At 73.0% G+C, this 14,049-nt stretch carries 7 protein-coding genes; 5 read left to right on the top strand and 2 right to left on the bottom strand.

The window, feature by feature from the left end; all coding sequences use genetic code 11:
* Positions 1 to 17: 17 nt before the first annotated feature.
* Entirely contained in the window at positions 18 to 1,175 is a 1,158-nt protein-coding gene (locus ACERM0_RS04245; RefSeq protein ID WP_373677271.1) for a nicotinate-nucleotide--dimethylbenzimidazole phosphoribosyltransferase, read from the bottom strand.
* Between the two features lie 273 nt (positions 1,176 to 1,448).
* On the opposite strand from ACERM0_RS04245, the gene ACERM0_RS04240 reads away from it, so the two are divergent.
* Positions 1,449 to 6,149: a glutamate synthase-related protein gene (locus tag ACERM0_RS04240; protein ID WP_373677270.1), complete on the top strand. Its 4,701-nt coding sequence runs from the start codon at positions 1,449 to 1,451 to the stop codon at positions 6,147 to 6,149.
* Positions 6,150 to 6,254: 105 nt separating this feature from the next.
* Here ACERM0_RS04240 and ACERM0_RS04235 read toward each other — a convergent pair whose 3' ends face one another.
* Positions 6,255 to 6,449, bottom strand: a complete 195-nt coding sequence (locus ACERM0_RS04235) for a hypothetical protein (RefSeq protein WP_373677269.1) — start codon at positions 6,447 to 6,449, stop codon at positions 6,255 to 6,257.
* Positions 6,450 to 7,018: 569 nt separating this feature from the next.
* Between ACERM0_RS04235 and ACERM0_RS04230 the strand changes: the two genes are divergently transcribed.
* The 4 genes from ACERM0_RS04230 (at position 7,019) to ACERM0_RS04215 (ending at position 14,047) form a co-directional block, all read left to right on the top strand.
* Positions 7,019 to 8,230, top strand: a complete 1,212-nt coding sequence (locus ACERM0_RS04230) for a murein hydrolase activator EnvC (protein WP_373677268.1) — start codon at positions 7,019 to 7,021, stop codon at positions 8,228 to 8,230.
* A gap of 170 nt (positions 8,231 to 8,400) precedes the next feature.
* Positions 8,401 to 10,320 carry a 2-oxoacid:acceptor oxidoreductase subunit alpha gene (locus ACERM0_RS04225; protein ID WP_373677267.1) on the top strand — a complete coding sequence of 640 codons (1,920 nt, stop codon included), beginning with the start codon at positions 8,401 to 8,403 and terminating at the stop codon, positions 10,318 to 10,320.
* Positions 10,317 to 11,339 (top strand): 2-oxoacid:ferredoxin oxidoreductase subunit beta, encoded by a 1,023-nt coding sequence (locus ACERM0_RS04220; protein WP_373677266.1) that lies wholly within the window; start codon positions 10,317 to 10,319, stop codon positions 11,337 to 11,339. Before ACERM0_RS04225 ends, ACERM0_RS04220 begins: the two co-directional genes overlap by 4 nt.
* Before the next feature lie 182 nt (positions 11,340 to 11,521).
* A complete protein-coding gene (locus ACERM0_RS04215) occupies positions 11,522 to 14,047 on the top strand; it encodes an RND family transporter (protein ID WP_373677265.1) in 2,526 nt (841 codons plus the stop codon).
* Positions 14,048 to 14,049: the final 2 nt, after the last annotated feature.

Raw genomic sequence — 14,049 nt, 5'->3', positions numbered from 1 at the left:
CGCACGAAGCGGCCCCGTCACGTCGCCAGCCCGGCTTCCTCGAGCGTGGCGACGTCGTGCAGCAGCCGGGCCGCCGCCTGCACCGCCGGCACCGCCAGCAGTGCCCCGGTGCCGTCACCCAGGCGGACGTCGAGGTCGAGCAGCGGTCGCAGACCGAGGTGACCGACCGCGATGCGGGCGGCCGGCTCGGGCGAGACGCTACCGACGATCAGGGCCTGCCCGGCGTCGGGGGCGAGCCCGACCGCGATCAGGGCCGCGGCCGCGTCCGCGAGACCGTCGAGCAGCACCGGCACGCGTCGTCCGGCCGCCGCGAGGATCGCGCCGACCAGCGCCGCGTGCTCGGCCCCGCCCAGCCCCGCCAGCGTCTGGAGCGGCGAGCGCAGGCCGACGCGACGGATCGCGGTGCGCAGGACCTGCCGCCGGACGGCGACGTGCTCGGCCGCGCCGTTGACGGGCCGACCCGTGAGGTAGTCCGGATCGACACCGGTCGTGGCGGCCACTAGCGCCTCGCTGGCCGTCGCGTTGCCGACGCCCAGGTCACCCAGCACCAGCAGGTCGGCACCGTCGGCCATGAGCCCCGCTGCCAGCCGCGCCCCGAGCAGGAGCGCGCGGCGGGCTTGGACCACGGACATCGCATCCTGCTCGTGGAGGTCGCTGGTGCCTCGCACGACCGGCGCGACGACCAATGCCGGGTGCGCGGCGATCGGCTGGACCAGCCCGACGTCGAGCACGCACACCCGTGCGCCGACGGTCCTGGCCGCGGTGGACACCCCGGCGCGCCCCGCCAACGCCGCCTCGGCCAGCCGCCGCGTCGTCGACTGCGCCCAGGGCGTCACCCCGTGCCGGTGCACGCCGTGGTCGCCGGCCGCGAGCAGCAGGGCCGGGCGGGAGGGGACCGGCGGCGGATGCCCCGTCAGGCACGCGAGTTCGAGGGCCAGGTTCGCCAGGTGCCCCAGCGCCCCGGGTGGGGTCGCGAGCCGGGCGAGATGCCGCGACGCCCGTCCGTGGGCCTCGTGGTCGGCGGGTGTCACCTGCGCCAGCAGGCGCGCCAACTCCGTCGCGGCGTCCTCGACGGCGACCGCGACGTCGATCGCGGGGGCTGGCGACGGGCCGTCCCACCTCGGCCCCGTGAGCACGGGAACAGGTGAGGGCGCCGGGTCCGACTGGCTGCTCAATCGGCCTCCTGGGTCGAGGCGCATGATGGCAGCGGTGACATCGGCGCGGGCACGCATCCGGCCCGGCCGCCTCGTCCGGTCAGCCGTCCGATTCGTCGGGATGGACAATCAGCCGAGTCGCCCGTTACGCTCCCCGGCAGAGCAACGGCGCTCCCGACACCTGGCGGGGCGCCGTTTTTCGCGTCCGCATCCCTGGACCACCTCGGTGGCCCTGCTCGGCGTCGCAGCACGTGCCCGTCCCGGTGCCCCGGCACCTCGAGCAGGAGTTCCAGCGTGTCCGACGTGACGTCGATCCCTTTGGCGCCGGCCCCCCCGACCGGCCGTCGTGACGCCCGTGCCACGGCGTTCGACCCGCGTGGCGAACGCGACGCGTGTGGGATCGGCTTCGTCGCCCATGTCGACGGTCGGCCACGACGCAGCATCGTCGCCCTGGCGCTGCAGGGGTTGTGCGGTGTGAAGCACCGCGGGGCCGTCGCCGCCGACGGGCTGTCCGGCGACGGTGCGGGCGTGCTCACCCAGATCCCGCGTGAGCTGGCGGCCGACTGGGCCGCGGAGTTGGGCGCCGACGACGTCGACGCGGCCGACCTCGGGCTCGCGTTCCTGTTCCTCACCCCCGGCGACGACGCCGCGGCCGAGCAGGACCGGGCCGGCGCGCGTGACGCGTTCGAAAAGGCCTGCGCCAGCGAGGGCGTGCGCTTCCTCGGCTGGCGTGACGTGCCGAACGATCCCAGCCTCATCGGCGAGATGGCCGCCGCCGTCCAGCCCGCGCTGGTCCAGGCCCTGTTCGTCCGCCCCGCCAGCGGGCAGGCGCGCCTGGACGACCGTGAGGCCGAGCGGGTCGCCTACCGCCTGCGTCGGCGTGCCCGCAAGCGTTGCGAGGCCGGCGGCATGCGCTTCTACGCCGCCTCGTGCTCGTTCGTGACCGTCACCTACAAGGCGATGGCCGACGCCGACCAGCTCGACGCCTTCTACCCGGACCTGCGTGACGAGCGGTTCACCTCCGCCCTGGCGGTCTTCCACTCGCGTTTCTCCACCAACACGACGCCCAGCTGGGAGCGCGCCCAGCCGTTCCGGATGCTGTGCCACAACGGCGAGATCAACACCATCGCCGGCAACGGCAACCTGATGCGGGCGCGCGAGGGCCAGCTCGTCGAGGGGGCGCTGTCGATCGACGGCACCGACTGGGTGGAGCCGCAGCTGCTCGCGCCGGTGGTCGACGACGACCAGTCGGACTCCGCCAAGCTCGACCAGGCGCTGGAGCTGCTGGTGCGTGCGGGCCGTGACGTCCGTCACGCGCAGGCGATGCTGGTCCCGCAGGTGTGGGAGGCCCGCCGCGACCTCGACCCGGAGATTCGCGACTTCTACCGCTACCACGCCGGCCTCGTCGAGCCGTGGGACGGCCCCGCCGGCCTGATCTTCACCGACGGGCGGCGCGTGGGCGCGACGCTGGACCGCAACGGCCTGCGGCCGCTGCGTTACCACGTCTGCGAGGACGGCACCGTCGTCGCCGCCTCCGAGGTCGGCGCCGTGCGGACCTCGCTGCCCACCGACGACGACGGCCATCACGGCGGCATCCGCCGCGAGCGGCTCGGGCCGGGCCAGATGCTGTGCGTCGACCCCGACGAGGGCGGGCTGCAGGAGGACCTGGAGATCAAGCAGCAGCTCGGCCGTCGACGGCCCTACGGGACGTGGCTGCACGAGCATCTGCGCCAGGCCCGCGTCGGGCTGCCGGTGGAGGGCGCGCCGGCGGACCTGCAGCGCCGGCAGCTCGCGTTCGGCTTCTCCAAGGAGGAGATCATCTCGATCCTGCGTCCGATGGCGACGCAGGGCAAGGAGACGATCTCGTCCATGGGCGACGACACGCCCATCGAGCCGCTCAGCCAGGTCCGCCGGCCGGTGTCGCACTACCTCAAGCAACGCTTCGCCCAGGTCACCAACCCGCCGATCGACCACTACCGCGAGTCGCAGGTCATGAGCCTGCGCACCCTGCTCGGTCCGCGCGAGCCGATCCTCACCGAACGGCCCGAGGCGGCCCGGCTGCTGGAGCTGGGGTCGTTCTTCCTGTACCCGGAAGGGCTGCAGCGCATCGTGCTCGACCCGGACATCCCGTTCGGGGTGCAGGCGGTCGACGCCACCTTCCCGGTGGCCGACGGCACGACCGGTCTGCGGGCTGCGCTGGAGCGGCTCGGTCGCGAGGCGGCAGCGCACGTACGCACTGGCGCCGGCATCGTCGTCGTGTCCGACGCCGGCGTGGACGAGGAGCGCTGCCGGGTGCCGATCCTGCTGGCGGTCGGCGCCGTGCACCACCACCTGCTCGACGAGGGCCTGCGCACCCGTACCTCGATCGTCGCGGAGACCGACGAGGCGCGCGAGACCCACGACGCCGCGACGCTGCTCGGCTACGGCGCCGACGCGATCGTGCCGCGGCTCGTGCTGCAGACGATCGCCGACCTGGCCGACGAGGGCCGCATCGGCGGCGACAACCCCACGGCCAGCGTCGCCCAGGAGCGCTATCGCACCGCCGTCGAGGACGGCGTGCTCAAGATCATGTCGAAGATGGGCATCTCGGTGCTCGACAGCTACCGCAGCGCCCAGATCTTCGAGGCGTTGGGGCTGGGCCCGGACGTGATCGACCGGTGCTTCACCGGCACCGTCTCGACGCTGGGTGGCCTGACCCTGGACGACCTCGCCCAGGACGTGCTCGGCCAGCACGCCGAGGCGTTCCGCGTCGCGGACGACGACCTGCCCGACCTGCCCAGTCCCGGCATCATCAAGTGGCGCAAGGGCGGCGAGTTCCACGACATGAACAAGCCGGTGATCGACGCGCTGCACGACGTGTTGGGCCTCGGTCGGCGGCCGAAGACGGACCCGTTCGTGGTGGACGGTGCCGGCGCCCAGGACGTGCTCCCGGGCGCGGGGGCCGACCAGGTCGACGGGCGCACCGCCCAGGTACTGCGCGCCGCGTCGGAGCAGGGCCGCTGGGACCTGTACGAGGTCTTCTCGGAGACGGTCCGGTCCCGCCCTGCCGCCTATCCACGTGACTTCCTGCGGCCCCGCGCGACCGGCGGCGCCGTCCCGCTGGACGAGGTGGAGTCGGCCCACGAGATCGCGCGGCGCTTCTCCACCGGGGCGATGTCGCACGGCGCGTTGTCGGCCGAGGCGCACGAGACCCTGGCGGCGGCGCTGAACCTGATCGGCGGCCGCGCCAATTCCGGTGAGGGGGGCGAGGACCCCGCTCGCTTCCGTACGCGCGGCACCGCTCGCGACCTCGACTGCCGCATCAAGCAGGTCGCGTCCGGCCGGTTCGGCGTCACCCCGGAGTACCTCGCGAACGCCGAGGTCGTGCAGATCAAGATGGCGCAGGGGTCCAAGCCCGGTGAGGGCGGCCAGATCCCCGGTCACAAGGTGACCGACGAGATCGCCCGGCTGCGGCACACGACGCCGGGCGTCACCCTCATCAGCCCGCCGCCGCACCACGACATCTATTCCATCGAGGACCTGGCCCAGCTGATCTTCGACCTCAAGCAGGTCAACCCCGAGGCGCAGGTCGACGTCAAGTTGGTGGCCGCCGCCGGGATCGGCACGATCGCCGCCGGTGTCGCCAAGGCGCTGGCCGACTCGATCCACGTGTCGGGCAACGACGGTGGGACCGGCGCGTCGCCGCTGTCGTCGATCCAGCACGCCGGCATGCCGTGGGAGCTCGGCCTGGCCGAGGTGCAGCAGACGTTGCGGGCGAACGGGCTGCGCGGCCGGGTGCGGCTGCGCGTCGACGGCGGGTTCAAGACCGGCCACGACGTCCTGAAGGCCGCGCTGCTGGGCGCCGACGAGTACTCGTTCGGGACGGCCGCGCTGTTCGCCGAGGGCTGCATCATGGCGCGCGCCTGCCACCGCGACACCTGCCCGGTCGGCATCGCGACGCAGCGTCGGGACCTGCGTGACAAGTTCGTCGGCACCCCGGAGATGGTCGCCGGCTACCTGCTCATGGTCGCCGAGGAGGTCCGTCACCTGCTCGCCGAGCTCGGGCTGCGCAGCCTCGACGACGCCATCGGGCGGGTCGACCTGCTCGAGCCGCGCGACGACCTCGCGGGGCGCGCCGCACGGCTGGACGTGCGCCCGCTGCTGGTGGATCCGGGCATCGGCGAGCGGCGCTTCGTGGCCCGTGAGCCCATCCAGGACCCGCGCAGCGAGCTGGGCGACCGCGTGTTCGACGACGCGCTGGAGACGGTCTTCCTCGGCGGCATCACGGAGTACACCTACGAGATCGCCAACGCGGACCGCACCGTCGGCGCCCGCATCGGCGGTGCGGTCGGGTTGGAGTTCGGCGACCACGCCCCGCAGGGCCTGGCGCGGTTGCGCTTCACCGGCACGGCCGGCCAGTCGTTCGGCGCGTTCACCAGCCGCGGGGTCGAGCTGGTCCTCGACGGGGAGGCCAACGACTACGTCGGCAAGGGGCTCGGCGGCGGCCGCATCGTCATCCGGGCGCCGCACGACGACGTCGGCGACCCGGTGCTGGTCGGCAACACCGTCCTGTACGGGGCCACCAGCGGCGAACTGTTCGTCGCCGGGCGTGCGGGCGAACGGTTCGCGGTCCGCAACTCCGGCGCCACCGCCGTCGTCGAGGGGACCGGCGACCACGCGTGCGAGTACATGACCGGCGGCACCGTCGTGGTCCTCGGACCGACGGGGCAGAACGTCGGTGCGGGCATGAGCGGCGGCGAGTGCTACGTGCTGGACGTCGACGGCGACCTGTTGGCGCACGTCAACCGGCAGCTCGTCGAGGCGCACCGGCCCAACGGCGGACAGCTGGCACAGGTGCGCGAGCTGGTCGAGCACCACGCGACGCTGACCGGTTCGGCCCGCGCGTCGCGCGTCCTCGAGGACTGGGACACGGCGGCCGCCAGGCTGTGGCGCATCGCCCCGAAGACCGAGCTCGAACGGGTCGCGTCGGTCGACGCGGGTTCCAACGTCGACTGACCGACGACGCCGCCGCGGCCGGGTCCCGGCCGCCACCCGCGAGCTGACGTGCTCGCGGGTGGCGGGGAAGTCGACCGGGAACTCGGCCGCGGCGGTACCTCGTCGTCAGACGCGGCGCGCCAGGACGTGGGCGGGCTCGTCGGCGACGCGCGCCGCCAGGCGCACCAGCTGGGACGCCACGGCGACGCGCACCCGAGAGGGTGGGCGTGGGCGTCGAGGATGCTGTCTGCGGACCGCGAAGTCGTTCAGGTCGTCACGGACGCGCAGCTGGGCTTCGAGATGGGTCAGTTCGGGGTGCATGGGAGGACCTCGTGGGGTCGGTGTGACGGTCGCGCCTTCGGGCGAAGGACGCGTTTGGCGGCGGGTCGATCTCGACGCTAGAGAAGGTCGAGGACCGCACCGGACCGGGTGAGGAACCGGTATTCGGGACACGAAAAAGCCGGCGGGAGATCCGCCGGCTCGCTCGAGGTTCCGAGGGGAGTGGTGCCTACACTCCGGTGCGAGCGAGCACGGCAGGACGGCCGGCGAGGGCGCCGGTACCAGCGTCGATTCGCTTGGTCATCATCGGTCCCTCCTTCGCCGGTGTCGTGGGTGACTCGTCGCGGTCTGTCCGCGGTGAATCCGACTTCTCCGCGGGCCGTCGTGGGCGCCCGAAAGGCGCGAACGACGTGGCAGGACACTAAGCGTGCCGACAGGGGCCGACAAGGGTCTGATGCGACTTCGCCGGAGAACGTGCGCTGATCGCGCCGCGCCGGCCGAGCGGTGGTGGCCGTCGCGCGTGCGGTCGCTCGCAGGGGCTGTCGTGGTGCGATCGGGCGCGACTAGGCTCTCGCGGCGGTCGTGTGCGTCGTCATGCAGAGAGGAAGCACGTGAGTCGCCGGTCGACCGCGTCCCGGGTGCGCCTGCGGGGAGGAACGGCGGTATTGGCCGCCTTCCTGCTGACGCCGCTGGTCGCGACGCAGGCGGGGGCCCAGTCGCTCGAGGAGCTCCGTGAGCGACGCACCGAGGCGGCCGCGCAGCGGGCGGCGATCGAGTCGAGGTTGGCCGAGGCCGCCGCGGAGCTCGACGAACTGCAGGTCCGCATGGCCGAGCTCGAGGCCGAGCGTGACGAGCTGACCGCCGAGGTGCAGGAGCTGGCGGCCGAGCTGCGAGCCGTCACGGACCTGATCGCCGTGCGCGTGCGCGGCTCGTACATGCACGGCGCGAACCTCGACCCGCTCGCGGTGTTCCTGGCCAGCGACGAGCCGTCCGCCGCGCTGTCGCGCGCCCAGACGGTGCACCGGCTGGTGGCCGGCGACCGGTCCCACGGCGAGATGCTCACGGCGACGCGGACCCGGCTGGAGGCCGCGCAGGGGCGCCTGGACGAGCGCACCCGTGACCTCGAGGCCGCGCAGGAACGCCAGGCCGAGGTGGCGGCGTCGCTGACCCGGGACCTCGAGGAGGCCAAGGAACTCGAGGCCCGACTGACCGCCCAGGAGCGCGCCGAACGCGAACGTCTCGAGCGCGAACGCCGCGAACGTCTCGAGCGCGAGCGCCGCGAACGCGAGGAGCGCGAACGGCGGGAACGCGAGGAGCGGGAACGCCGGTCCGCGGCCACCACCCGTACGTCGTCGGGCAGCGGCGGCAGCGGCGGCGGCAGCGGCGGTGGCGGCAGCAGCGGTGGCGGCGGTGGCGGCGTCGGCTCCGGCGGCAAGGCCTGTCCGCTGGACCACCCGCGTCACTTCACCGACACCTGGGGTGCGCCGCGCTCGGGCGGGCGCTCGCACCGCGGCACGGACATCCTGGGGCCCTACGGGATCCCGGTGCGCGCGATCACCAGCGGCACGTGGTCGATCCAGAGCCCCGGTCCCAGCGCCGGGCTGTGGGCGATCCTGCGTGGCGACGACGGCAACCAGTACTGGTACATGCACCTGCAGAGCCACACCGTCGGCAACGGGGCCCGGGTGTCGGCCGGTCAGCAGGTGGCGACCAACGGCGACACCGGCAACGCCCGCGGCACCCCGCACATCCACTTCGAGCTGCATCCCGGCGGCGGGTCGGCCATCAATCCCTACCCGCTGCTCAAGAGCGTCTGCGGCTGACGCCGACGCGGCCGACCACCGCCGCCCGTTGTGGTGGTCGCGGCCGCGTCGTGCGTTCTAGGTCTTCCGGGCGGGCCTGTTGGGCAGCACGGCGTCCGAGGTGGCAGGCTGTCGGGGCCGCGGCCGCGTCGGGAGCCGCCAGGGGTCGCGGCTCGGGAGGACAACCGCACATGACCCAGACCGCGAACCGTCAGCGTGTCCAGCTGTCCAACGCCGTCGTCCGCTTCGCCGGCGACTCCGGTGACGGCATGCAGCTGACGGGAGACCGCTTCACGACCCAGTCGGCCCTGGCCGGCAACGACCTCGCCACCCTGCCGGACTTCCCGGCGGAGATCCGCGCCCCCGCGGGCACGCTGGCCGGCGTCAGTTCGTTCCAGCTGCACTTCTCCGACCAGGACATCCACACCCCGGGCGACCGGCCCGACGTCCTGGTGGCGATGAACCCGGCGGCCCTGCTCAAGCACCTCGAGGCGCTCAAGCCCGGCGGGACGCTGATCGTCAACAAGGACGCGTTCGAGAAGCGCAACCTGCAGAAGGCCGGGTACGAGACCAACCCGCTCGAGGACGGCTCGCTGACGGACTACCAGGTCCACGAGGTCGCGCTCACCGACCTGACGCTGCGGGCGCTGGAGCAGCAGGTCGAGGCGGGCGAGCTCAACAAGAAGGAGGCCGAGCGCTGCAAGAACATGTTCGCGCTCGGCCTCGTGTCGTGGATGTTCCACCGCCCGCTCGACGACACCGAGCAGTGGCTGCAGACCAAGTTCGCCAAGCGGCCCGCGTTGGCACGCGCGAACGTGGCGGCCCTGCACGCCGGGCGCAACTACGGCGAGACGACCGAGGCCTTCACCTACACCTACGAGGTCAAGGCCGCCAAGCTCGCGCCCGGGCGCTACCGCAACATCACCGGCAACCAGGCCCTGGCCTACGGCCTGGTCGCCGCCAGCGTGCGCTCCGGGCTGCCGCTCTTCTACGGCTCGTACCCGATCACCCCCGCGTCGGACATCCTGCACGAGCTCTCGCGCCAGAAGCACTTCGGCGTGTCGACCTTCCAGGCCGAGGACGAGATCGCGGCGATCGGCTCGGTCATCGGGGCCGCGTTCGGTGGTGCGCTGGCGGTCACGGCCTCCAGCGGCCCGGGCATCGCGTTGAAGTCCGAGGCGATGGGTCTGGCGCTGGCGGCCGAGTTGCCGCTGGTCGTCGTCGACGTGCAGCGCGGCGGTCCCTCCACCGGCCTGCCGACCAAGACCGAACAGTCCGACCTGTTGCAGGTGCTCCACGGCCGCAACGGCGAGGCGCCCATGCCGGTCGTGGCCGCCAGTTCGCCCGCCGACTGCTTCGACGCCGCCCTCGAGGCCTGCCGGATCGCGCTGATCTACCGCACGCCGGTCGTGCTGCTGTCCGACGGCTACCTCGCCAACTCCGCGGAACCGTGGCGTCTGCCGGAGATCGACGACCTGCCCGACCTGCGCGTGTCGTTCACGACGGCCCCGAACGGCGAGGACGGGCAGTTCCTGCCCTACCTGCGCGACCCGGAGACCCTCGCCCGACCGTGGGCGGTACCGGGCACGCCGGGCCTCCAGCACCGCATCGGGGGGTTGGAGAAGGAGGACGTCACCGGCCACATCAACTACGAGGCCAGCAACCACCAGCGCATGACCGACCTGCGCGCCGCCAAGGTGGAGAAGGTCGCCGAGGCACTGCCGCCGACGGTGGTGGAGGATCCCAGCGGCGAGGCCGACGTCCTGGTCGTCGGTTGGGGCTCGACGGAGGGGCCGCTGCTGGCGGCGTGCCACGAGCTGCGCAAGCGCGGGCAGCAGGTCGCGCGGGTCCATCTGCGCCACCTCGCGCCGCTCCCGCACGACCTGCCCGACATCCTGCGGCGCTACGGGCGGGTCGTCTGCGCGGAGAACAACACCGGGCAGCTGGCGATGCTGCTGCGGGCTCGCACGCTCGTGGACGTACAGAGCCACAACCGGGTCACCGGCCAGCCCTTCTCGTCGGCGGAGCTGGTGGAGGCGATCAACACGCTCGGCTTCGGCGTCGGTCTCGCCGCGACGGCCGGGCACGGCAACGGGAAGGTGGCGCGATGACCGGCAACCAGCAGACCGGCCTGACCCGCAAGGACTTCACCTCGGACCGCGAGGTCCGCTGGTGCCCGGGCTGCGGCGACTACGCGATCCTCGCCGCGGTGCAGAACCTGCTGCCGGAGCTCGGCGCCCGGCCGGAGTCGACCGTGTTCGTGTCCGGGATCGGGTGCTCGTCGCGCTTCCCGTACTACGTGGACACCTACGGGATCCACTCGATCCACGGGCGCGCGCCGGCGATCGCGACCGGCCTCGCGATCAGCCGCCCGGACCTGGACGTGTGGGTCGTCACGGGTGACGGCGACGGGCTGTCGATCGGCGGCAACCACCTCATCCACGCCCTGCGCCGCAACGTCAACATCACGATCCTGCTGTTCAACAACGAGATCTACGGGCTCACCAAGGGCCAGTACTCGCCGACCTCGCCGCTGGGCGTGATCCGCAAGTCGACGCCGATGGGCTCGATCGACCGGCCGGTCAACCCCGTCGCGCTGGCGCTGGGGGCCGAGGCGACGTTCGTCGCGCGCAGCATCGACACCGACCGCCAGCACCTCACCGAGGTCCTGGAGGCGGCCTACCGGCATCGCGGCGCCTCGTTCGTGGAGATCTATCAGAACTGCAACGTCTTCAACGACGGGGCCTTCGCGGCGCTCAAGGACAAGGACGCCAAGGTCCACAACCAGATCCGGCTGCGTGCCGGCGAGCCGATCACGTTCGGTCCCGACGCCGAGCACGCAGTGGTGGCCCGCGGCGATGGCTCGATGAAGATCGTGCCGACCGCCGAGGCGGGGGACCGGGTCGTCATCCACGACCCGCACAAGCAGGAGCCGACCACGGCGTTCGCGCTGGCCCGGCTGGCGCTCAACCCGACCGGACCCACCCCGATCGGGATCTTCCGCGACGTCGAGGCACCCGTCTACGACGACCTGCTGCGCGAGCAGTTGGAGGGTGCCCGGGAACGGCAGGGCGAAGGCGACCTGATGGCCCTCCTGGAGGGCGGCAACGTCTGGGACGTCGTGGGCTGAGCAGGGCGACCGTGTGTCGCCGGGCGCGCGCTCGGCGCCACAGCGGCGAGGTGTGAACCGCTGGGCGGCTCGGCCGGCGCACCGCGGGACGTAGGCTTCCCCGCGGCGCGCCGGCCGCCTCGCGGGCGCGTCCTCCTTCTCCGGACGGCGTCGGCGTCGTCCGCCTCTCCGAGGGGCCTCGCGTGACCCGCCTGATCGCAGCGTTGTCCGGTGCCGTACGCCGTGCCCCGGGGCTCCTGGTCGCCGCGGTCGTGGTGCTCACCGCCGTTCTCGGCGGGCTGACGGCCACCTACGGCGTGCAGGACCAGGGCTTCGAGAACTTCGCGCCGGAGAACGAGGTCACCACGGCGCTGACCACGATCCGCGAGGAGTTCGGCTCCAGCTTCGACCCGGTGCAACTGATCGTCGAGTCGGAGCGCGGTCCGGTGCTCGACGGCCAGGGTGTCGCGGCCGCCGCCGCGCTGCGGGAACGTCTCGAGGACGACGCGGTCGTGTCGCCGGCCCTGGCGCCGATCCCCGAGGGGGCCGTGGTCACCTATGCCGACCTCGTCCTGCAGTCGGCCGCCGCGCAGCAGGTGGACCCGGCGGGGCTGTCCGACGCGGCGATCCAGCAGCTGCACGACGGCGCGGTGGCGCAGTTGGCGCCGCAGCAGGCGGCGCAGGTCACGCGGCTGCTGGCCGACGGCTCGGTCGACGGCGAGGTCGGCGCCGTCGTGGTGCTGCTGGACGGGGAGCTCGACCTCGACGAGCGCGAGAGCGTCGTTCGGGCGCTGGCGGACCGGACCGGCGACCTGCCCGGGGTCACCGTCTCCACGTTGGACTTCCAGCTGCTGGGCGATGAGATCGGCGCTGAGATCCAGGCCGATCTCGGTCGGCTGCTCGGACTGGCCTTCGCCCTCATCGTGCTGATCCTGGTGGTGATCTTCCGCCGCCCGCTGGACGTGATCGCCTCGCTGCTCGGCCTGGTCTTCACGATCGTGTGGATGCAGGGCATCTCCACCGTGCTCGGGCCCGGGCTGCTCGGCTGGACCGGCGGCATGAACGAGATGACCACCGCGATCCCGATCCTGCTGGTCGGTCTGGGCGTCGACTACGGCATCCACCTCACCATGCGCTACCGCGAGGAACGCGCCGAGGGTGCCGACCCCGACGGGGCCGCCGCCGGGGCCATCGGTGCCGTGGGCACCGCGTTGGCGCTGGCGACGCTGACGACCGTCGTCGGCTTCATGACCAACGTCACCAACCCGCTGCCGCCGCTGCGCGACTTCGGCGTGTTCGCCGCCGTCGGCGTGACCTCGGCGTTCCTGATCATGACCACGTTCGTGCCGGCGCTGCGGCTGCTCGCGGACCGCTGGCGCGTCCGTCGCGGGCGGGTCGCGCGGGTCGCACCCGCACCGCTGGACGCCAAGCCGTCGCTGCTCGGGCGGATCTCGTCCTCGCTGGCGCCGGCGGCGACGCACCACCCCGGCATCGTGCTCACGGCCGCCGGACTGCTGACCGTGATCGGGGCGGTGGCCGCCACGAACCTGTCGACCGAGTTCAGCCAGACCGAGTTCTTCCCGGAGGACTCGGCGCCGCTGGCTCTGCTCGACCTGGTCGACGACGCCTTCGGCGGTGACCTGACGGAGACGACCCAGGTCCTGGTCGAGGGTGACGTCGAGCAGCCCGGGGTGCTGGCTGCGGTGCACCGGGTCGAGGTGGCGGCCGCTGACGTCGTCGGTGTACGCACCACCGAGGACCGGGCGGACGGGGATTCGATCCTGCGGCGGGCCGAGATGGTCCTCGAGCGGGTGCAGGCGGCGCCCGACCCGGCCACCGCGAACGCGGCCGACGCCAGGGGCGTCGCGACACCGGACCCTGCGGCCGTCGCGACGTTCGTCGCCGCGGCGAGCGAGGCAGGTGTCGGCACGGCCGACGGGCCGCCGGCGGACGCGTTGCTGCGGCCGCTCGCGGACGCGCTGGTGGCCCTCGACCCGTCCGCCGCCGCCCTGGTGTCGGACGACGCGCTGGTGGTCGAGTTCTCCTCCGCGGCCGGTGACGACGTCGACCGGATGCGTGAGGAGCTGGATGCGGTCGTGGCACCGCTGCGCGAGCTGGACCTGACCGCGGTCGCGGCGTCCGACCCGATCCTGATCGATGTCGTGATGGACGAACTGCGTGCGACCCAGGTGACCGGGCTGGCCCTGACGTTGCTGGCGTCCGCGATCATCCTGTCGCTCGCGTTCTGGTTCCGCACCCGCGAGCCGGTCCTCGGGGTGCTGGCGATCGCGTCGGTCGGGCTCGTCGTCGCGTGGGTGTTCGGCCTGATGGCGGCCGTCGGGATCCCGTTCAACGTCATGACGGCGATGGTGTCCGCGCTGGCCATCGGAATCGGCGTGCCGTTCGGCATCCACGTGGTGAACCGGTTCCTCGAGGACCGCGACCGCTTCGACGACCTGGCCGACGCACTGCGCTCGACGTTGCAGCACACCGGTGGTGCCCTGGTCGGCTCGGCATTGACGACGATCGCCGGCTTCGGGTGCCTGGTGCTGTCGAACATCCGCCCGTTCCGGCAGTTCGGCCTGGTGCTCGCGATGACGATCGGTCTGGCACTGGTCGCCAGCGTGGCCGTCCTGCCGGCGATGCTGTCGCTCTACACACGGCTGCGCGGCCGACGCCGCCCCAGCCCCGCGCCCGCCCCACGGCGTGACCCAGCGGCGATCGGCTGACG

The sequence above is a fragment of the Egicoccus sp. AB-alg2 genome (genome assembly GCF_041821065.1).
Taxonomy (GTDB): Bacteria; Actinomycetota; Nitriliruptoria; order Nitriliruptorales; family Nitriliruptoraceae; genus Egicoccus.
The sequence above is the reverse complement of the archived record's forward strand: the minus strand, read 5'-3'. Positions and strand labels throughout refer to the sequence as shown.

What these genes read in the sequence shown, in the direction of transcription:
- ACERM0_RS04235 (WP_373677269.1), bottom strand. Translation starts at nt 6,449, where the DNA reads ATGCACCCCGAACTGACCCATCTCGAAGCCCAGCTGCGCGTCCGTGAC.
- ACERM0_RS04220 (WP_373677266.1), top strand. Translation starts at nt 10,317, where the DNA reads ATGACCGGCAACCAGCAGACCGGCCTGACCCGCAAGGACTTCACCTCG.
- ACERM0_RS04225 (WP_373677267.1), top strand. Translation starts at nt 8,401, where the DNA reads ATGACCCAGACCGCGAACCGTCAGCGTGTCCAGCTGTCCAACGCCGTC.